Genomic DNA, 21322 nt, shown 5'->3' on the forward strand with positions numbered 1-21322 from the left:
CTATAACTCACTAGCCGTTTTCAGCAGTCAATGAAGCGACTAGTTTTACATGGAAGAAGGCCAGTTCAAACCGTTTCTTTCGAGGCTTATTTGCCGATGCAGAAGCTGCTGAAGATTTTCCCCAGTAAATCATCAGGCGTCATTACACCTGTGATTTCGCCCAACGCATCCTGGGCAGCACGAAGGTCTTCTGCCAATAGTTCACCGGCTCCGTAGCCCTGTAACTGGTCCTCACCTTGCAACAGGGAAACACGTGCCCGCTCAAGGGCATCCAAGTGACGACGCCGAGCAATAAAGCCGCCTTCGGTGGTACTGGCAAATCCCATGCACTGCTTCAGGTGGTCGCGCAGCACGTCCAGACCGTCCGCTGATTTGGCCGCAATGCGCACCACCGGTGCGGCACCGGCGTCCAGTTGCTCGATGCCCGCAGGTTCGTCAGTCAGGTCCACTTTGTTACGGATGACGGTCAGGGGCGCTCCAGGCGGTAACTGGTCGATGAAGTCCGGCCATAGTTGATGGGGTTCGGTTTTCGGTGTAGTGGTCGCATCCACCATCAATAATATACGGTCGGCCTGACGAATCTCGTCCCAGGCCCTGGCAATTCCAATCTGTTCCACTTCGTCAGGGCTGTCCCGCAGGCCGGCGGTATCAATGATGTGCAGGGGCATACCATCTATATGGATATGTTCTCGCAAAACATCCCGGGTGGTGCCCTCAACGGCCGTTACAATGGCCGCCTCCCGTCCTGCCAGGGCATTAAGCAGGCTGGACTTACCGGCGTTAGGACGGCCAGCAATCACCACCTTCATACCATCCCGGAGAATGGTGCCCTGCTGGGCCTCCGCAAGGATAATATTCAGGTCCTGAATAATGGCTTGCAGGTCGTTCGCCACCTTGCCATCGGCCAGAAAATCGATTTCCTCTTCCGGGAAATCGATCGCAGCTTCGACGTAGATTCGTAAGTGGGTAACCGCCTCAACCAAGGCATCGATCCGGCGGGAGAATACCCCTTGCAGGGACCGGACCGCACAGCGCGCTGCCTGCTCCGAGCTGCTTTCAATCAAGTCAGCGATAGCCTCGGCCTGGGTCAGGTCCAGTTTGTCATTAAGGAAAGCCCGTTCCGAAAATTCGCCGGGCCTTGCCAAGCGGGCTCCAAGTTCACACACCGTCCGCAACAACAAGTCGAGAATAACGGTGCCACCATGGCCCTGGAGTTCAAAGACATCCTCACCGGTAAACGAATGGGGATTGGGAAAGTACAGCCCGATACCCTCGTCGATCAGTTCGCCCCGAGTGTCGAGGAACGACCCATAATGGGCGTAACGCGGCTTCGGTTCAAATCCCAACATCTGGCGTGCAATCGCCGTCGCCTGTGGGCCAGATACCCGAACAATACCCACACCGGACTGGCCCGGTGCCGTAGCAATTGCGGCAATGGTATCGGTGGCATAAAACATCGTTACTATCCCCTTGCCCCTTGGACCCCCTGAAATAACAGAGGCTCCCAAAAGGAGCCTCCGCAATCACTGGAACCGTTGAATGACCGGTCAGCTTTTCTTGTTCGCGACTTCCGCTTCGATCTTGCGGGTAATGTACCACTGCTGGCTAATGGACAGGATGTTGTTGACCAACCAGTACAGAACCAGGCCTGCCGGGAACCAGAGGAAGAACACGGTAAAGATCAGCGGCATCAGCTTCATGATCTTCGCCTGCATTGGGTCCGGCGGTGTCGGGTTCAGACTCATCTGCAACATCATGCTGGCACCCATCAGGATCGGCAAGATGAAATAGGGGTCCATCACCGACAGATCCTGGATCCACAGCATGAAGGGAGCATGTCTCAGTTGGACACTTTCAAACAGCACCCAGTACAGGGATATAAAGACGGGCATCTGTACCAGAATCGGCAGACAGCCACCTAACGGATTTATCTTCTCCCGTTTGTACAACGCCATCATTTCCTGGGACATTCGCTGGCGATCATCGCCGTACAGTTCTTTCAACCGTGTCAGCTGGGGAGCCACTGCCCGCATTCTAGCCATGGACCGGTAGCTGGTCGCTGACAATTTGAAAAACACCGCTTTGACCAGGACCGTCAACAGGATGATAGCCACACCCCAGTTGCCAACCAGTCCGTGGAACCAGTCGAGAATAATGAACAGTGGCAGGGCAATAAAGAACAGGAAACCGAAATCGACGGTCCGGTCGAGGTTCGGGGCTACATTTTCAAGACGCTCAATGATCTTCGGCCCCACATAGGCCTTGGCAGATACTTCGCTGGTTTCACCCGGCTCCACGACAGTCGCTGGGTACACGAAGCCCATCACATAGAGCGGACCACGACGAGTGGACTGGAACTGAGCGGGCTGATCCCTTTCGGGAACCCAGGCGGCCAGGAAGTAATGCTGGAGGAAGGCCAACCAGCCACTGGTCACCGACTGGTTGATCGGATTTTCCGAGAGGTCGTCGAAATCGAACTTCTCGTAAGGATCTTCCGGTGAGCTGACTACCATGCCCAGGAAGGCACGTATACCAAGACTATTCTGAGCCGTGGGGTCCGGTGCCTGATCACGGACAATCTTGCCCGTCATATTTGCCTGCCAGACGCTATCGGATTGGTTGTTGATCGAGTAACGAACATCGATTTCGTAACTGTTCCGACTAAACAGATACTGTTTAGTGACTTCGACATTGTTGTCTGTGGTGAAGGTGAGATCGACCGTCAGTGTGTTCTCACCTTCCCGCAGTTCATACTCTGAAGCAGACGCGTTGTACACTGGAGCACTGCCGTTGCGTTTGCTGTCAATGCCATCGCGGCCGATCAGCCCGCTTTCCATGATGTAGGTGCGCTTGCTGGTATTGGTCAACAACCTCAGTGATTCCTCACTGTCGAGTGACCGGTCGTGCTGCAGCAGAGAACTCTCAATCAGGTTACCGCCTACACGGTCAATCTTTAGCTCGTAGACATCAGTGCGCACGGTGATGAGTTGATCACTGGCAGAAACTGAGGAGGTCTCCGAGGCTGATATTGTCTGGCTTTCGCCTTCCGGAGTGGTGAACTCTTCATTCGAGGTATCCGAGCCACCAGCGCTCTCAGTCGGGAGAGTCATGTCATCGGTCGATGCAGGCTGGGTACCGGTACTCGCCTGTTCCGTAGCGGGTTGGGTCTGCGGCTGGTTATAGTCTTCGTTCCAGGCAAGCACCATCATGTAACTGACAATGGCAAGGCCGGCAAATAATACAATGCGTTGAATATCCATAAACTTACTGTTTGGTCTGGTTAGTGTTATGGGTTTGGCTGGCCGGCCCGCAGCAGATAGAAGGTATTACTTCAGTGCGAACGTCAGTGCCCGGAACGGGATCATACCCGCCTTTTGCCCATGGATGACACCTCATTAGACGTTTGACCGTAAGAAAAAGGCCTCTAATGGCACCGTGGGCAGTGATGGCTTCGACAGCGTATTGGGAACAAGTAGGGTAGTGACGGCAATGACTGGCCATCATCGGGCTGATCGCGTACTGGTAGACTCGGATGGGCAGGAGCAACAGTTTGCGCATTAACCCGTTCCTTTGCCGGTATCGGAAAGTTCCGATGAAGTTGGTTTCTGGAGCTGGCGGTTTTTCTTCCTGAGGCGTGCCCAGAGCTCCGTCAGGGTAGCATTGAGCGCGGCATTATCAAGCTCCGTCAATCCTCGCCGTCCAAGAACCACGATATCCAGGGCAGGGTATTCCCTTTCGTGCCTGAAGGTTTCCCGAACCCGGCGTTTAACGCGGTTTCGCTGTACCGCCAGTTTGAGATTCTTCTTTGAAAACACCAAACCAATCCTGGCGTGCCCCAGGGAATTGGGTGTGGCCAGGATCAGGAAATGTCGGTGCGGAACCCTTAACTGTACGTCGTCGAAGACTTTGCCGTAATCGGATGGCTTGAGTAGCCGGGACGATTTTGGAAAGGTCAAAGCCTTCATCAGGCGGTCAATGTCTTATGCAGACAGACGGGCACGGCCCTTGGCGCGACGACGGGAAATTACCTTACGGCCGTTGGCGGTTGCCATGCGGGCACGGAAACCGTGAACGCGCTTACGCTTCAGTACGCTTGGTTGAAACGTTCTTTTCATGGTGTCGGTCTCACATTACAGATGTTGGAAATTCAATTGTTGGCTGGAAAATGAACAGCCAAAACAGGAGCGGCATTCTATGCAATGTGGCGGTGGAATTCAATGGTTATTCGAGACCAGTCACGGGTTATTTCCATCTGCGTTGATTCACGGTTCGAGTAATAAATTCATTAGGTCTTTTTGTATTCTCTTTAAGGATTATTATTACTGTTATTAGGCAGGCCTTTTTCTGTGGAAAAACGATGGAATTGATTTAGAAACAGCGGATTGAATGGTTTATAAAGTGGTTGAGAAGTGGGGGTGAGGTCTGTGTATATCTGGGGCAGGAAATGTGGGTAAGTCGTAGGTTTGCTCAGATCGCGATTTATCCACCGAACATCGGGGTGTCGTCCACAGGGTTGAGCGCCGTTTGTGCACAAAGGTCTGTGGGTAACTTTTTCTACTCTTTATTTCTGTACACAAGCCTGTAGGTAAGTCTGTAAAAATTTGAAATAAAAGAAAATAACTTTCCACAGGCTGTTTATTAAATGCGTTTCGCTCTTTCACTCGGGAGGTGCTCAGGTTAGAATCCTTGGTCATCTCTTTCGTCGGGTCATGGAGATCTGTGACGAGAAATTTCTGAGGCATCGGAGGCAAGACTGTCGTGCCGAACAATATATGGCATCAGTGTCTGGAAGTACTCCGGGACGAGTTTCCCGCCCAGCAATTCAACACCTGGCTCAGACCCTTGCAGTCGGATCACCGCGAGGGTCAGTTGATGCTGTTTGCACCCAATCGGTTCGTCATGGACTGGGTGAACGAAAAATACCTCAGAAGAATTGAAGAAGTCTTGAAGGATTTGCACGGTGGTCAGGCACCTCGAATCGATATGAAGGTGGGGTCTGCGCCACGGTCGTCGGACCTGGTGGTCCGTTCTGAGAATGCGGTCAGTGGTGTGGCGGCCGAACAGGAGGAAGCGGGTAGCCGGGTAACGGAAGAGGAAAAGGGCGTTGCGGCCACAGTGACCACGCCTTCGGTGAAGGCCAAGAGCACCAGCGAACGGCGCTCGGTCCAGGTTGAAGGGGACATCAAGCACCAGAGTTTCCTGAATGAAGGCTTTACCTTTGACACCTTTGTGGAGGGTAAGTCGAACCAGTTGGCTCGTGCGGCCTCAATGCAGGTGGCTGAAAATCCCGGCGGGGCCTATAACCCACTGTTTTTGTATGGTGGTGTGGGCCTGGGTAAGACTCACCTGATGCATGCTATTGGCAATGACATTGTAAGGCGCAATCCCAGGGCCAAGGTGGCCTATCTTCGCTCCGAGCGTTTTGTGGCGGATATGGTAAAAGCACTTCAGTTGAACGCCATCAATGAATTCAAGCGCTATTACCGCTCTGTGGACGCTCTATTAATTGATGATATTCAGTTTTTTGCCCGCAAGGAGCGCTCCCAGGAGGAATTCTTCCATACCTTCAATGCGTTACTGGAAGGTGGGCAACAGGTGATTGTGACCTGTGACCGCTTTCCGAAGGAAATTGTGGATATGGAAGAGCGCCTCAAGTCCCGTTTCGGCTGGGGTCTGACCGTCATGGTAGAGCCGCCCGAGCTGGAAACGAGGGTCGCCATCCTGATGAAAAAAGCAGAACAGGTAAACGTCAAACTCAGCAGCGAGGCGGCGTTTTTTATCGCCCAGAAAATTCGGTCGAACGTCCGTGAGCTAGAGGGGGCGCTGCGACTAGTGATAGCGAATGCTCACTTCACTGGTTCGGAAATCACGCCGCCGTTTATCCGGGAAAGCCTCAAGGATCTGTTGGCGCTGCATGAAAAGCAGGTCAGCATCGACAATATCCAGCGCACAGTGGCGGAGTACTACAAGATCAAGGTGGCCGATCTGTTGTCAAAACGGCGCACCCGAACTGTAACCCGGCCAAGGCAGGTTGCCATGTCCCTGGCCAAGGAACTGACCAATCACAGCTTGCCGGAAATTGGCGATGCGTTTGGTGGCCGTGATCACACCACGGTACTGCATGCCTGCAAAAAGATCATAGAGCTGCAGGAAACGGATCCTGGCATCCGTGAGGATTATCAGAACTTTATGCGGCTACTGACAACCTGACCGGGTTCGCAGCGGCCAATACACATTCACCTTCCAATAAAAGAATGCTGAGTGCCATGAAACTGACGATCAGCCGAGAATCTCTGCTTACCCCCCTTCAGTCCATTGCCGGTGTGGTGGAGCGAAAACAGACGATGCCCGTTCTCTCCAACGTGTTGCTGGTGGCTGAGGACAATAGCCTCACCCTCACTGGAACCAATATGGAAGTGGAACTGGTGGGCCGGGTGTCACCGGTGCACGTTGACCAGCCAGGCCGTATTACGGTGCCGGCGCGGAAGCTGTCCGATATTTGCCGGGCGTTGGGTGACGAGGCGCCGATTGAATTGGCGTTGGAGGGCGACCGCCTTCATCTGCGTTGTGGTGCCAGTCACTTTACGTTGTCGACCTTGCCGGCGGAGCATTTTCCCAACGTTGAGGATGATGCGGAAAGTTTCGGCCTGGAACTGCCCCAGAAAGAGCTCAGCCGAATGTTTGATGCCACCGCCTTTGCGATGGCGCAACAGGATGTGCGTTATTATTTGAACGGGCTGTTGCTGGAAGTTGATAAGGATCACGTTCGTACCGTGGCCACCGACGGCCATCGCCTGGCCATGGCGCATTTTGATTTGCCAACCGGTTGCCCCGAGCCCCGGCAGGTTATTGTGCCGCGCAAGGGGGTTCTCGAGTTGGCGCGCTTGCTGGACGATGTGGAAACCCCGGTGACGCTGGTGATCGGAGATAATCATCTGAGGGCGACGGTTGGTTCCTATACCTTTACCTCGAAGTTGATCGAAGGCAAGTTCCCCGACTATAACCGGGTGATTCCCCGAGGTGGCGATAAAGTTGTTCTGGCTGATCGTGCCACCCTCAAGAACACACTGCAGCGTGCGGGTATTCTTTCCCATGAAAATATTCGTGGTGTACGCCTGAACCTGGCGCCCAACGAGTTGCAGGTATTTGCCAATAACCCGGACCAGGAACAGGCTGAAGACGCGCTGCCGGTCGAGTATCAAGGCGAATCACTTCAGATTGGCTTTAATGTAGGCTACCTGGTGGACGTGATGAATGCGCTGGATGAGGATCAGGTCAAGATTACTCTGGCCAATCCCAATAGCAGTGCGTTGATCGAGGCCGAGAACGACAATCGTTGCCTCTATGTCGTAATGCCGATGCGGCTGTAGGTCAGCTGGATCGGTTTCAGTATTTACCGGATCAGTAAGGAAAAGAGTCATGGGAACGGTGACAAACAGCCTCAAGGGTGCCTTTCGAATCGGTCAGACCGTGTCGGTACTGGGGCGCGCCGGAGTGAACTGGGTGCGGGGCGATCGGCCGCCGGCGCCGCGATTGCTCCGGCAGACCTTTGAATCCCTGGGTGCCACCTACATCAAGCTCGGCCAGTTTATTGCCAGCTCCCCCACGTTTTTCCCCAAGGAATACGTTGAGGAATTCCAGTACTGCCTGGACCGCACACCAAGCTTACCATTCAGTGTGATCCGGAAGATTATCCGGGATGAATTGGGCCGTCCGATCGAAGACGTCTACTCTGACATTGACCCGGTGGCTTTGGCATCGGCGTCGATTGCTCAGGTTCATGCCGCGAAGCTCGTCACCGGTGAGGATGTGGTGATCAAGGTGCAAAAGCCGGGTGTGGAAAACATTCTGCTGACGGATCTCAATTTCCTGTACCTGTCCGCGAAAATACTGGAGACCCTGGCGCCCAAACTGTCCTGGACTTCGCTGTCCGGGATTGTGGAGGAAATCCAACGCACCATGATGGAGGAATGCGACTTCATCAAAGAAGCGAACAACCTTAAAGTGTTCCGGGAATTTCTCCATAACACCCATAACGAAGACGCCACCGTGCCCCGGGTTTATGAAAGTTGCAGTACTCGTCGCATTCTTACCATGGAGCGTTTCCACGGTGTGCCGCTGACGGATCTTGAAAGCATCCGAGGTTACGCCCGTGATCCAGAGCGTACGCTAATTACCGCGATGAACACCTGGTTCTCCAGTCTCACCCAGTGTGAGTTTTTCCACGCCGATGTTCACGCGGGGAATTTGATGGTGCTGAAAGATGGCCGAGTTGGTTTTATCGATTTTGGTATCGTTGGGCGCATCCGCCCGGATACCTGGCAGGCGGTCAGCGATTTCATTTCAACGGTTATGGTGGGCAATTTTGAAGGTATGGCCGATGCCATGATTCGTATCGGTATCACTCACCAAAAGGTTCAGGTTGCGGAACTGGCCGCCGACCTGCGGCGCCTCTACCAGCAAATGGATACCATGGTGCCGGATGAAGTTCCCTATCAGGCCGACCAGGCTGAGGATGACGTGAACAATATCCTGATGGACATGGTACGAATTGGTGAAGGCCACGGGCTGCATTTTCCTAGGGAGTTTGCGCTCCTGCTGAAGCAGTTTCTGTATTTCGACCGTTACGTTCACATACTGGCGCCGGAAATGGACGTCTTTATGGACGAACGGTTGAATATGCTGCATTAATCGCGTTCACCCGCAAGGTTTTGTACACTGGGGCAGCGTTGTCGAATGGCACGCTGCCCTTTTGTTTCCCGTCTCCTACAGGTTGATAACCTATCGTGACCTATGGCGCTCGTTAAACTTCAATCGGAATATTTTCGCAATCTTTCTCCCGCGCCGGTTAGTTTCTCACCTTCCATAAATCTGTTGTATGGCGCCAACGGCAGTGGAAAAACCAGTGTACTGGAAGCCATTGGCTACCTGGGGCTCGGCCGTTCATTTCGGGTGAGTCGACATCAGGCGGTGGTTAGTCACGGCCAACAGAAATTAACGGTGTTCGGCGGTTTGGATAACGGAATGTCAGAGGTGGGAGAACCGTTGTCTTCGCCTGGAGAATTGAAACACCGTGTTGGTATTTCCAGGGACGGGACCGCCAAAGAAACCACCCTCCGAGTCGACGGGGAAGCAGTTCGTAATCTATCTTCGCTTGCCCGCCATCTACCTGTCTCGGTTATTGATCCGGGGGTGTTCGATATTGTTGCCGGTGGACCCGGTAAACGCCGACAGTTTCTCGACTGGGCCGTGTTCCACGTGGAACCTTCGTTTGCTTCGGTGTGGCAACAGTGTCAAAGAGTGACGTCACAGCGGAATCAGATCCTGAGAAATGGTAGAATAGACGAAGCTCTGATGAAGGTCTGGGATTCACAGTACACGGAGTTGGCAGAGCGCCTGACGCAAGCCCGGAACGAAACCTTTCGGCTTTTTACCAAGGCTTTTTACAGTTTACTCGGTGAGATAGATGCGCCCTGGGTTGATGGACTCAAGCTGGACTATTACGTCGGCTGGGACGCTAGTCAACCCCTGGTCGAGGTACTACGCTCGCATCGGGAGCAAGAACTAAAAATGGGCCATACCCTGTACGGCCCTAACCGGGCTGACATTCGCTTGCGATTCCAGGGGAGACCGGTGGCAGAAACCTTCTCCCGGGGTCAACAAAAGACATTGGTCATATTGATGAAGATCGCACAAGGCATGGTGCTAAGCGATCTTGGGAAGCAGGTTACCTTTCTGCTGGACGATATCAATGCAGAGTTGGATGTGGTCCATAGGGCCATGCTGGCCCAAAAACTCTACGAATTACGCTGTCAGGTGTTTGTGACATCGATAGAGGCTCCCAGGCCGGACGAATTATGGCGGCACACAATGCCGGAATACAGATTGTTCCACGTGGAACATGGCAAATTGACGGAAGAACAGGAACCCGGATGATCCACTTTCAACGCTCTGTAATAACAGCGGCAATGGCGTCACGCCGGGAAATCACCCTTCAGGAGTATCCTAATGAGTGAATCGAACTACAACTCCTCAAGCATCAAGGTATTGAAAGGACTGGATGCCGTTCGGAAGCGGCCCGGTATGTACATCGGTGACACTGACGATGGCACCGGCCTGCACCACATGGTCTTCGAGCTGGTGGATAACTCCATTGACGAGGCGTTGGCTGGGCACTGTTCTGAAATAGGGGTGATTATCCATCCGGACGAATCGGTTACGGTCAGGGATAACGGCCGTGGAATCCCGGTGGACCTTCACAAGGAAGAAGGCGTCTCCGCTGCCGAAGTCATCATGACGGTTCTCCATGCCGGTGGTAAGTTTGATGACAACAGCTACAAGGTCTCTGGCGGGCTTCACGGTGTTGGGGTGTCGGTGGTGAATGCCCTCTCCTCTTCGCTTACGCTGACCATTCGACGTGATGGCAAGGTGTATGAGCAAACCTACAACAATGGCGTACCAAAAGCTCCGCTCGATGTGGTTGGCGATACCGATGCCAGTGGTACGAAGGTTCATTTCATTCCCTCTCCAGAGACGTTTACCAGCATTGAATTCCACTGGGACATTTTGGCCAAGCGCCTGCGGGAGTTGGCGTTCCTGAACAGCGGCGTGCGTATCCGTCTGCAGGATGAGCGTAGTGGAAAGGAAGAGGTATTCGAATACGAGGGTGGCCTACGTGCCTTTGTTGAGCACCTGAACTCCAACAAAACCCCGATCAACCGTGTCTTTCATTTCATCAAGGAACGTGAAGACGGTATCGCTGTGGAAGTGGCCATGCAGTGGAACGATGCCTTCCAGGAGAACATCTACACCTTTACCAACAACATCCCGCAGCGTGATGGTGGTACCCACCTTGCTGGCTTCCGTGCCGCCCTGACCCGTTCGCTCAACAACTACATTGAGCACGAAGGGCTGGGTAAAAAGGCTAAGGTTAGCACTTCCGGTGACGACGCCCGAGAGGGTCTGACGGCCATTATCAGCGTGAAGGTTCCTGATCCTAAGTTCTCGTCCCAGACCAAGGACAAGCTGGTTTCTTCCGAGGTCAAGACCGCGGTCGAGCAAGAGCTGTATCAATCCTTTGCGGACTTCCTGCAGGAGCAGCCCAATGAGGCCAAGCTGATCGTCAACAAGATGATTGAAGCGGCCCGTGCTCGTGAAGCGGCTCGAAAAGCCCGTGACATGACGCGCCGCAAGGGGGCACTGGATATTGCTGGTTTGCCGGGTAAGTTGGCGGATTGCCAGGAGAAAGACCCTGCTCTCTCCGAACTGTTCATTGTGGAGGGTGATTCCGCCGGTGGCAGCGCTAAACAGGGGCGCGATCGGAAAACACAGGCCATACTGCCCCTCAAGGGTAAGATATTGAACGTGGAGAAAGCCCGTTTTGACAAGATGTTGTCCTCGGTGGAAGTGGGTACACTCATCACTGCACTGGGTTGCGGCATCGGGCGAGAGGAATTCAATCCCGAAAAACTTCGCTACCACTCCCTGATTATCATGACCGATGCGGACGTGGACGGTTCCCATATCCGCACGCTGCTACTCACCTTCCTGTTTCGTCAGATGCGTGAAATCATTGAGCGCGGCCATGTATTTATTGCCATGCCTCCGCTGTACAAGGTCAAGCGTGGCAAGCAGGAGCAGTACTTGAAAGACGAAAAGGCCAAGGAAGCTTACCTGACACAGACCGCCCTGGAAGGCGCCCAGCTCTATGTGAATCCGGAAGCACCGGCCATCAAGGACTCCGCTCTGGAAACGATGGTGAAGGATTACCAGGCGGTGATGGCGATGATTGATCGTCTGTCCCGGGCCTATCCGGCCAAGGTACTCCAACAAATGCTGGACAACGTGACCCTGAAGCCGGAACACCTGAAGGAAGAGACGGAAGTGGCTCGTTGGGTGGCCCGCCTGGGTGACGGGCTGCAGCTGGATACCCGCACCGGTACCAAGTACACATTCTCGGTGGAAAAGGACACGGAACGTAATCTCTACCTGCCGAAGGTGGTGATTTATGTGCACGGGATTCCCCATAACCACGTGTTCAGCCATGAGTTCTTCGAGTCGTCCTCTTACACGGCTATTGCCAGGATGGGTGAGACGCTTGACGGGTTGATTGAAGACGGCGCCTACATCCAGCGTGGCGAGCGCAAGCAAGCGGTGCTTTCATTCGAGGGCGCACTGGACTGGCTGATGAAGGAGGCCCAGCGGGGCTTGAACATTCAGCGCTACAAGGGGCTGGGCGAGATGAACCCGGAGCAGTTGTGGGAAACCACCATGGATCCGGAGACTCGTCGCATGATGAAGGTTACCATTGAGGATGCCATTGCGGCGGACCAGATCTTCACTACCCTGATGGGCGATGACGTCGAACCACGGCGCCTGTTCATCCAGAGTAACGCCCTTGAGGTGACTAACCTGGACGTGTGATTGCGGGGCTTCGTGGTCTGGCCCGGTTTATCCGGGCCCATGAAAAAGGCGACCAGATGGTCGCCTTTTTCTTTTTAATTCAGTAAGTTGACTGAATTAAACGTGGGATTCCGGGATCAACCACCGTTACCCGTGGATGTGTCGGAGGACTTGCCGTCGTGCTGGGCCCCAAGGTGTGGCGCCATAACATCCTCAAGGGTGTAGCCGGTAAGACGGCGGATGGAGCGCCAAAGGTAGTAGAAAATGGCGATCATCATGATCATCGAGGGAATGGCAATCATGGGGTAGCTCACCAGCGTCATCCTGCCCAATTCCTCATTGAACGCCTGGGTTCCAGACGGGCTGGTAACAATCCACTTGGCCAACACGTAATTCATGATGGAGGAGAACAGGAAGGTCAGGCTGAAGAAATAACTGGCCTTGAGCAGGCGCGCGTCGAACTCCTCCTCACTTCCGTTCTCTTTCAGCACCGCCTGAATCTTGTCGACGTTCAGCACGGACGGGTTGTAGAGCAACGTTCTAACCAGCGGATAGCGTGTACGGGTTGAAACAAGCACTGCTATACCGATGACGGCGGGCACAGCAGCTTCCTTGATTGCCAGCCAGCCTGCATCCAGCTCCATCAAGCCGATACCGCCGGTCAGGCCCACGCTGACGATGCCGAGTACCGCAATAAAGTTATATTTACGATAGCGAACCAATTCGAACAACCCCCATCCAAGGGGGAACGCAAGCCCGATGACCAAGGCCAGGACACTGCCCAAGTATTCATCCCCGCTCAACTTCATGAGAATGACGGAGGGAATGACGATACTGACGAGTAGATCAACCCAGGGCCTTGGCTTGTGGGTCGGTGGTGATTGGGTTTCCGGGTCGGTCATAAATCAGCCTGATCGTTCGGGGAAGTGATGCCGGTGAAATCCAGCATACCGAAAAAGTCGTCAGGCAGTATACGATGAAACCGTGAGTGTGAGTAACCGAGGTCGGCGGTACCGGCCCGCCAACGCGGGCCGCTTGTCAGTTGGGGGAAAGTGGCAGGTGCGCTTTAGAACGAACCAGAAGTGACACTGCTGGTGCCCTCACCTGCGGTCTGTACCAGGTTGTTGTCCCCTGACTGCCACTGCTGCTGCGCGTCTGGATCGGTTTCGCTGCGCTTGAGGCATTTCCACTTTATGGAGGTTTCTGCTAGAACAGCCATCGTCCCACTCCAGGTTGGGTAGGCTGTTGGGTTCAGTTTTACCGCATCGGCAGGTGACCAGTTGCCCAGAGCATTGTTGTTGCCGGTAACGTACACGCTTTGCCCCATGGTGGTAGTGCCGTTCTGGCACTGGAAAGTGACGGATGCCGTCCCTGCTGTTGGCGGATTGGGATCGCTTCCGTCACAGGGGGCACCGCTATGAAGTGCCGCTGCCTCCATCGCCGGTACCGTCAGTGCCACCTGGCCATTCTGCACCGTAACGCAAGCACCGTTGCCAGCGACATTGCGATAGTCACCATCGGCCAGCCCGGTGCCAAAGGTGCGTGACAGTGTGCTGCCTTCACGGTTGATGGCGACAAACCCTTTGTTGCCCCGGCTGAACGCAATCTGGTTGTTGCCGTTGTCCCACCAGTTGTTCACGCCCTGGCCGTCGGTCTCGGCCCGGAAGGCAACCATGTTGGCAATGGAGTCCCAGCGATGTTCGCACACCCAGGCGGCGCCGCACTGAGCTGATCCGTTCTGGTAGACCGTCTGGGCAGGCGGCCCCTGGTCGCCGTTGGAAAACGCATAGCTCGACATCACCTTGGGGTAGCCATAGGGCCAGCCCAGCATGAATACGTTGGCTAGGTTGTAGAGAGCGCCATCCTTGTAGGTCAACACATTGCTGCCGCCAGCACCGTGGCCGCGCTGATTGTCGTGGTTGTCGGTGAAGACCACAGCATCGCTTCCCGCCAGAAATCCCCAACTCTCACCAAAGGCGTTGAGGTTGGCCAGTTGCTGGTTCTTGAAGACGTTGCCAATGGACGCGCTGTAGCGGAACTCGGTGACGTCTGATGTACCGCTGTACTCAGTGGCACTGACGGCTTCACCACCCAGGTCGATCACCTCCTGGAAGACGTACAGTGGGTCGCTGGCCTGATTGATGATTGCGCCGATATCACTGGGAGACATGTGTTTGGCGGCGTCGACTCGAATACCCTTCACACCCAGAGAGGTGAGTTGATTGAGGTAGCCGGCCAGAGTGTTGCGCACGTAGCTGCTTCCGGTATCGAGGTCCGGCAAGCCGACGAGGCGACAATTGCGCACGCGCCAGGCATCCGAACTGTAGTCCGAGCCGTTGATACTGCATTCAGCGTGGAAATCGTTGCCACTGTAGATGGGGTACGTCAGGGAATCGCTGCTGTAATAGGACCCAGCGGTACCGGTTCCCGTTCCATTGGCGGTATGGTTGACCACCGCATCCACATAAACATCAACCCCGGCCGAGTTGCAGCGCGAAACCATGTCGGCGAACTGGCTGGCATTGCCACTGCGGCTCTGGAGCTGGTAGCTGACGGGTTGATAGCGCGTCCACCAGGCGCTGCCCTGAATGTGTTCCTGCGGCGGTGATACCTGAACCGCACTGTATCCCTTAGGCCCAAGAAACTGCTCACATTCGGTGGCGACATCGCTCCACTTCCATTCGAACAGATGGACAAAGGTACCGGCGTGGGCGTTGTTAATGGGCAACGCAAGTGTCAGGCCGAGACTGACACCGGTTACCAAGCGTTGTATAGGAATCATTGTGTGCTCCTGTCTTGTATTTGTTGTGGAGACTATCCAATGGCCAATGCCGCTTGTTGACGGCAGTTGTGGATGTCCATCTTCAACATGAAGTGTTCAATCGTTAGCCAAAACATCCTTTCAGGCAGTTTGCGGGGAGTAGTCAGGGGGAGGAGTTCCGATATTTGTGTTGCGATAAAGGACGTGTCATTAAACTGAAACACGCTTACCAATAGGATCGGTTAAGCTTGCAGCCGTATCTCAATGGGGCTTTAGGAGGAAGCATGAAGATCATTGCGTTTTACAGTCTGAAAGGCGGTGTCGGTAAAACCGCTGCGGCTGTAAACATTGCTTACCTGGCCAGCCAGGCTGGCATTCCCACCCTGCTATGGGATCTCGACCCTCAGGGCGCGGCCAGCTGGTACCTGGCGGGAACCGACGAGATCAAGGGTAGGAAACTGGCCGCATTGATGGATGGCAAGACCCCCATCGGCAAATTTATCCGGGCCAGCGCCTACCCTGACCTCGATTTTATCCCGGCCCATAACAGTTTTCGCAACCTTGATGTCCGGCTGGATAAGGACGACAGCACCAATACCCTCAAAAGCTGGCTGTCGCCGTTATCGGAAGAAACCAGTCTGGTTGTGCTGGACTGCCCGCCTTCGATGTCGCGGCTATCCGAGCAGGTGTTGAAAACCGCCGATGGCGTTTTTGTGCCGGTGGTTCCGACCTGGCTTGCTCTGAACAGTTGGCAACAGCTCCAGACGTTTGCCAAGGACAAGAAGCTCAAACCCGGCCGTTTGCACCCGTTTTTCTCCATAGTGGACCGCCGCAAGAGTCTGCATCGAGAGATGGTGATCAATCGCAAACAGCGCCTCGAGAATGGGTTGAACGCCCTGATTCCCAATGCCAGTGTGGTGGAGAGAATGGGTGAGAGTGGCCAGCCGGTGGAATTGATGGACCGGTCATCAGCGGCTGCCGATGCCTATCGGCGCTTGTGGAAGGAAATCAGGAAGTTGATCTAATGGTTAGAAACCATAAAAAAACGCTGGCCAGCTTACACCGACCAGCGTTCCGGTACGCAGGGGCAGGTTTGTTAATTACCCTGCCTGATAGTGGTTTCAACCCACCTCTTTCAGCGCCTGCTCAACGATCGCCATGCCTTCCTCAAGAATATTGTCCTCAATGGTCACCGGCATCAGGAAACGCAAGGTATTGCCGTACATGCCGCAACTCAGCAGGATAAGGCCATTTTCCTTGGCTTTCTTGGTAACGGCCGCCGCCAGGTCTGCCCTTGGTTCCTTGCTGGTCTTGTCACTGACCAGTTCAATGGCAGCCATGGGGCCCATGTTGCGAACATTGTCCACGTGAGGGAACTGCTCCTGCCACTGATCAAAGCGTTTGCGTAGCTTGTCACCCAGGCGCTGGCTCTTGCCCAGAATGTCTTCTTCCTTGAACACGTCAAACACCGCAAGGGCTGCCGCACAGGCTGTCGGGCTGCCGGTGTAGGTGCCGCCCAGGGAGTTCGGGCCAGATGAGTCCATAACCTTATCGGTGCCGACGATAGCCGAAATCGGCATACCATCGGCCATGCTCTTGGCCATGGTCATCATGTCGGGCTCAACACCACTGTGCTCAATGGCGAACATCTTGCCGGTCCGGCCAAAGCCACTCTGAACCTCATCCGCGATCATCAGGATGCCGTTCTCATCGCAGATCTTGCGGATCTCTTTGAGGAAGCTGGCTGGTGCGGCGTAGAAACCACCCTCACCCAACACCGGCTCAATCACGATGGCGGCGGTGTCACTGGCGGGTGAATCGGCCTTCATGGCCATCTTCAGGCCGCGAAGCGCCTCTTCCTCACTGACACCGTGATAAGGGACTGGATAGGGAGCGCGAAACACAGTGCCGGGCATTGGCCCGAAGTCTGTCTGGTAAGGTGCTGCCTTACCGTTCATGGCCATGGTGTAGAACGTCCGGCCATGATAGCCACCGTCGAAACAGATGACGTTGGTTTTACCGGTCGCCGCTCGGGCGATTTTCATGGCGTTCTCCAGGGCCTCTGCGCCGGAGTTGGCCAGCATCACTTTGGCGTTGCCCTTTACCGGTACAACTTCGCTGAGTTTCTGGGCCAGCTTCACATAGCCCTCATAGGGCATGACGGTCTGGCAGGTATGCATCAGCTTGTCCAACTGTGCTTTCACCGCTTCAACCACTTTGGGGTGACGATGGCCGATATTCAGTACACCAATACCGCCGGCGAAGTCGATCATACGCTTGCCATCGGCATCCCAGAGCTCGGCATTGGTCGCATGGTCAGCAAACTGCTCATTGGGGCTGGCAGCACCGGCCGCGACATAACGTTCTTTGAGTGCCTGCAGTTCTTTGTTCGTCACTTTGCCTCTCCTCGAATTCGGTTTGGTCCTGTCAGCATACACGAAATGACAGCCCGGTTTGAAAACCCGGCCCTGTTGTTTCTACGTACGACGGCCGCCAATGTCCTCCTGGAACTGGAGTTCGGATAGCCTCCGGTACAGCGGATTTCGCTCGACAAGCTCATCGTGTTTCCCGATATCCTGAATAATCCCGGCGTCCATCACAATGATACGATCGGCGTGCCTGACGGTCGCCAGCCGATGTGCGATGACCAGTGTGGTCCGGTCCGACATCAACCCCGGCATCGCCTGCTGGATCAGATGCTCGCTTTCAGCATCCAGGGCGCTGGTCGCCTCGTCCAATAACAGTATAGGCGCATCCGCGAGTAGTGCCCGCGCAATGGCCAGCCGCTGCTTCTGCCCTCCCGATAGCCCGAGACCAGTGTCGCCCAACGGCGTTTCATAACCCTGTGGCAGTTTGCGGATAAACTCATCGGCATGGGCAATTCGGGCGGCCTCCACCATGGCTTCATCACTGGCATCGGGGCGGGCGTAGCGAATGTTATCGGCAATGGTGCCGTGAAACAGAGCGGGGTTCTGGGGCACCAGCGCAAAGCATTGGCGCAACGCTTCAAGCGCCACCTGACGACTATCGACGCCGTCGATGAGAATATGCCCCGTGTCTGGGTCATAGAACCTCAAGAGTAGGTCGAATAGCGTAGACTTCCCTGCACCAGAAGGGCCTACCAGTGCCACGGTTTCTCCTGCCTGAATGCGAAGTGAAAGGCTTTTCAAAACCTCGATATCGCGGCGAGCCGGATAGGAAAAGGTTAGATCACTGATCTCGATGTCGCCGCGAAGACTGTCAGGCAGAGCCTGGGTGGCGACGGTCTCAATGTGAATCTCGCTGGGTGTCTGCAGCAGCTCGAAGATCCGCGCCGCCGCCCCGGCTGCCCTCTGTAACTCGCCTATCACTTCACTGATCGCCCCTGCGGACAAGCCTACCAGCAGGCTGTAGAACACGAATGCCGCCAACTCACCGGGACTGGTGCGGCCGGAGATCACATCCAGCCCGCCAATCCAGATCACCACACCAATGGCGCCCATCACCAGGGTAATGGCGATGGTGGTCAGCCAGGCCCGCTGGCGAATCCTTACCCGGGCGATGTCGAAGGCGTTTTCCGCCACCTGTGAGAAGAACCGGCGGTCATGGGGCTGATGATTGAACGCCTGCACCGTCTTGATCTGGGTGAGGTTCTCCCCGACGTAGCTGCCTACTTCCGCGACCCGGTCCTGGCTCAGCCTGGAAAGTTGCCTGACACGGCGCCCGTAAATCAGGATGGGAATGATCACTAGCGGAAAGCCGAGGATGATGATGCTGGCGAGTTTGGCATTGGTGATGAACAGCAGGATCAGTCCCCCCATCAGCATCAATGTGTTGCGCAGCGCGATGGATACCGTGGAGCCGATGACGGATTGCAGTACGGTGGTATCGGCCGTAAACCTCGATTGGATCTCCAGGCTTCGGTTTTTTTCATAGAAGCCGGGGTGAAGGTCGATCAGGTGATTGAACACCTGCTTGCGAATGTCCGCGACCACTCGTTCGCCAATCCAGGACACAAGGTAGAAGCGAGCGAAGGACCCGATAGCCAACCCGATCACCAGCACAAAAAATAGCCCTACTGCTTTGGACAACATGGCGGGAGACTGAGTAGCAAGGCCCTGGTCCACAAGAATTCGTAGGCCCTGACCAAGTCCAAGTGTGATTCCAGCCGTAATAACCAGGGCCACGAGAGCGCCAGCAACGGCCCTTTTGTAGGGACTGATAAAATCGACAACCAGTTTCAAGGCTTTCCGATGACGGGTGTTAATGATGTGCCTCCTGAATGCGGGGTACTGTAGACTTTAGCCACCACTGGACAACGCCCGATTCTGACAGGAAAACCAAGTGCGCGCCTACGCAGATAACGATTACCCAGCTGACCATAAACCGGACTGGAAAGTCATTGGCGGCCTATGGCCCTATCTGGCCGAATTCCGTGGTCGAGTCATGCTGGCACTGGGGTTTCTGATTTTCTCCAAACTGGCCACGGTCGCCACACCCGTCGCCTTGAAATACATCGTCGACTACCTGGACCAAAACCAGGGTGGCGAAGTGCTGTTGTGGATTCCGGTCTTGCTGGTGGTGGCCTACGGCTTGCTCCGATTTGGCAGTACCCTGTTCAGCGAACTGCGGGACGCGGTGTTTGCTCGCGTGGCGGAACGGGCCATGCGGCGAGTGTCACTGCGGGTCTTCGAACATCTGCACAACCGGGAGCTGGCCTTTCACCTGGACCGGAAGACCGGTGGGCTGGCCCGAGACATTGAACGGGGCACCAATGGCATCAGCTTTCTGCTGCGTTTCACCCTTTTCAATATTGTACCCACCCTCCTCGAAATCCTGCTGGTGGCCGGTATTCTCTTCGTAGTGTTCAACGTGGGCTACGTGCTGGCGATCTTGGTGGCGGTGGTGGTGTATATCGTGTTTTCCATCAAGGTGACCGAGTGGCGCACGAAATACGTACGGGAAGCCAATGCCCGTGACAACCAGTCCAACTCCCGGGCGGTAGACAGTTTGCTCAACTACGAGACCGTGAAGTACTTCAATAACGAACGTTTCGAGTCCGAGCTCTACGACAAAGATCTGGACGATTGGGAGCAGGCACGGCTCAAAAACCGGCTGTCACTGGCAGCCCTGAACTCGGGTCAGGCCCTGATCATTGGCGTGGCGATGATTGTGATCATGGCCATGGCGGTGCAGGAAGTGGCCAGTGGTGAGATTACCCTGGGGGATTTCACCATGATCAACGCCTACCTGCTGCAGCTGTTTATCCCTCTGAACGCCCTGGGGTTCGTTTACCGCGAAATCCGTCAGGCGCTGGTGAATGTGGAACGGCTGTTCGGACTGCTGGGCGACGAACCGGTCATCGAGGACGCACCGGACGCCAGAGCGCTGGTGGTGGAAAAAGGCGATGTTCGCTTTAACCATGTGCACTTTGCCTATCGCCAGGACCGCCAGATCCTCCGGGATGTCGCTTTCTCGATTCCCGCCGGGCACACCGTGGCTGTGGTGGGCGCCAGCGGTGCCGGCAAATCCACGCTCGCCCGCCTGCTGTTCCGGTTTTACGATGTGAATCAGGGCGGTATCACCATTGATGGTCAGGATATCCGCGCGGTCACCCAGGACAGCTTGCGTTCCGCCATTGGTGTGGTGCCTCAGGATACCGTGCTTTTCAACGATACGCTTTTTCGCAACCTGGCCTATGGTCGGCCTGATGCCAGTGACGAAGATGTCTATCAGGCCGCTCGAATGGCGCATCTGGAACACTTTATCCACAGCCTCCCCGATGGCTACGACACGCAAGTGGGGGAACGGGGCCTGAAACTCTCCGGTGGTGAGAAACAGCGGGTGGCGATCGCCCGGGTGATCCTGAAGAACCCGCCTCTGTTGATCCTGGACGAAGCCACCTCCTCCCTGGATTCGCTATCTGAACAGGCCATTCTGGGGGCCTTGAAGGAAGTCAGCCGTCAGCGCACGTCACTGGTGATTGCGCATCGCCTGTCCACCATACGGGATGCGGATACCATACTGGTAATGGATGGTGGCCATATCGTCGAGAGCGGGAACCACGTCGAGCTGCTGGGCCAGAACGGGCATTATGCCAGGCTCTGGGAGCAGCAGCATCGGGATGGCGGTCATCCTGCCGGCACCGAACGGGAAAAATGAATCCCGGCCGGCTGGAAG

General features: G+C 55.2%; 16 protein-coding genes. 7 read left to right on the forward strand and 9 right to left on the reverse strand.

Features of this window, described 5'->3' with window-relative positions; all coding sequences use genetic code 11:
- Nucleotides 1-86: 86 nt before the first annotated feature.
- The 5 genes from mnmE to rpmH all read right to left on the reverse strand — a co-directional run bounded on the left by mnmE (nucleotide 87) and on the right by rpmH (nucleotide 4115).
- A complete protein-coding gene (gene mnmE, locus AC0B60_RS04315; RefSeq protein ID WP_465084319.1) occupies nucleotides 87-1457 on the reverse strand; it encodes a tRNA uridine-5-carboxymethylaminomethyl(34) synthesis GTPase MnmE in 1371 nt (456 codons plus the stop codon).
- Between the two features lie 90 nt (nucleotides 1458-1547).
- Entirely contained in the window at nucleotides 1548-3260 is a 1713-nt protein-coding gene (yidC, locus tag AC0B60_RS04320; RefSeq protein WP_465084321.1) for a membrane protein insertase YidC, read from the reverse strand.
- 4 nt (nucleotides 3261-3264) lie between these two features.
- Entirely contained in the window at nucleotides 3265-3558 is a 294-nt protein-coding gene (gene yidD / locus AC0B60_RS04325; protein ID WP_465084322.1) for a membrane protein insertion efficiency factor YidD, read from the reverse strand.
- A complete protein-coding gene (gene rnpA / locus AC0B60_RS04330; RefSeq protein ID WP_465084324.1) occupies nucleotides 3558-3965 on the reverse strand; it encodes a ribonuclease P protein component in 408 nt (135 codons plus the stop codon). Before rnpA ends, yidD begins: the two co-directional genes overlap by 1 nt.
- Before the next feature lie 15 nt (nucleotides 3966-3980).
- On the reverse strand, nucleotides 3981-4115 hold the full coding sequence (gene rpmH / locus AC0B60_RS04335) for a 50S ribosomal protein L34 (RefSeq protein ID WP_008172542.1): 135 nt from the start codon (nucleotides 4113-4115) through the stop codon (nucleotides 3981-3983).
- A gap of 643 nt (nucleotides 4116-4758) precedes the next feature.
- On the opposite strand from rpmH, the gene dnaA reads away from it, so the two are divergent.
- From dnaA to gyrB, 5 genes are all read left to right on the forward strand, one after another.
- Complete coding sequence (dnaA, locus tag AC0B60_RS04340; protein ID WP_465084326.1) at nucleotides 4759-6210, forward strand: chromosomal replication initiator protein DnaA; 1452 nt, start codon at nucleotides 4759-4761, stop codon at nucleotides 6208-6210.
- Nucleotides 6211-6266: 56 nt separating this feature from the next.
- Nucleotides 6267-7370 (forward strand): DNA polymerase III subunit beta, encoded by a 1104-nt coding sequence (gene dnaN, locus AC0B60_RS04345; RefSeq protein ID WP_465084328.1) that lies wholly within the window; start codon nucleotides 6267-6269, stop codon nucleotides 7368-7370.
- Between the two features lie 49 nt (nucleotides 7371-7419).
- Nucleotides 7420-8691: an ABC1 kinase family protein gene (locus tag AC0B60_RS04350; protein WP_465084330.1), complete on the forward strand. Its 1272-nt coding sequence runs from the start codon at nucleotides 7420-7422 to the stop codon at nucleotides 8689-8691.
- 102 nt (nucleotides 8692-8793) lie between these two features.
- Nucleotides 8794-9936 (forward strand): DNA replication/repair protein RecF, encoded by a 1143-nt coding sequence (recF, locus tag AC0B60_RS04355; protein ID WP_465084332.1) that lies wholly within the window; start codon nucleotides 8794-8796, stop codon nucleotides 9934-9936.
- Between the two features lie 72 nt (nucleotides 9937-10008).
- Nucleotides 10009-12423 carry a DNA topoisomerase (ATP-hydrolyzing) subunit B gene (gyrB, locus tag AC0B60_RS04360; RefSeq protein ID WP_465084334.1) on the forward strand — a complete coding sequence of 805 codons (2415 nt, stop codon included), beginning with the start codon at nucleotides 10009-10011 and terminating at the stop codon, nucleotides 12421-12423.
- Nucleotides 12424-12539: 116 nt separating this feature from the next.
- Here the strand turns inward: gyrB and AC0B60_RS04365 are convergent, their stop codons facing one another.
- Both AC0B60_RS04365 and AC0B60_RS04370 read right to left on the reverse strand, forming a co-directional pair.
- Complete coding sequence (locus AC0B60_RS04365) at nucleotides 12540-13304, reverse strand: VC0807 family protein (protein WP_465084336.1); 765 nt, start codon at nucleotides 13302-13304, stop codon at nucleotides 12540-12542.
- Between the two features lie 164 nt (nucleotides 13305-13468).
- Complete coding sequence (locus AC0B60_RS04370) at nucleotides 13469-15184, reverse strand: carbohydrate-binding module family 20 domain-containing protein (protein WP_465084337.1); 1716 nt, start codon at nucleotides 15182-15184, stop codon at nucleotides 13469-13471.
- A gap of 263 nt (nucleotides 15185-15447) precedes the next feature.
- On the opposite strand from AC0B60_RS04370, the gene AC0B60_RS04375 reads away from it, so the two are divergent.
- On the forward strand, nucleotides 15448-16188 hold the full coding sequence (locus AC0B60_RS04375; protein ID WP_465084339.1) for a ParA family protein: 741 nt from the start codon (nucleotides 15448-15450) through the stop codon (nucleotides 16186-16188).
- A gap of 96 nt (nucleotides 16189-16284) precedes the next feature.
- Here AC0B60_RS04375 and gabT read toward each other — a convergent pair whose 3' ends face one another.
- The gene (gene gabT / locus AC0B60_RS04380) at nucleotides 16285-17559 is read right to left on the reverse strand and encodes a 4-aminobutyrate--2-oxoglutarate transaminase (protein WP_465084341.1); all 1275 of its coding nucleotides are present in this window, start codon (nucleotides 17557-17559) and stop codon (nucleotides 16285-16287) included.
- Between the two features lie 81 nt (nucleotides 17560-17640).
- A complete protein-coding gene (locus tag AC0B60_RS04385; RefSeq protein ID WP_465084343.1) occupies nucleotides 17641-19386 on the reverse strand; it encodes an ABC transporter transmembrane domain-containing protein in 1746 nt (581 codons plus the stop codon).
- Nucleotides 19387-19486: 100 nt separating this feature from the next.
- Between AC0B60_RS04385 and AC0B60_RS04390 the strand changes: the two genes are divergently transcribed.
- The gene (locus tag AC0B60_RS04390) at nucleotides 19487-21304 is read left to right on the forward strand and encodes an ABCB family ABC transporter ATP-binding protein/permease (protein ID WP_465084345.1); all 1818 of its coding nucleotides are present in this window, start codon (nucleotides 19487-19489) and stop codon (nucleotides 21302-21304) included.
- Nucleotides 21305-21322: the final 18 nt, after the last annotated feature.

This window comes from Marinobacter sp. V34 (assembly GCF_055524115.1).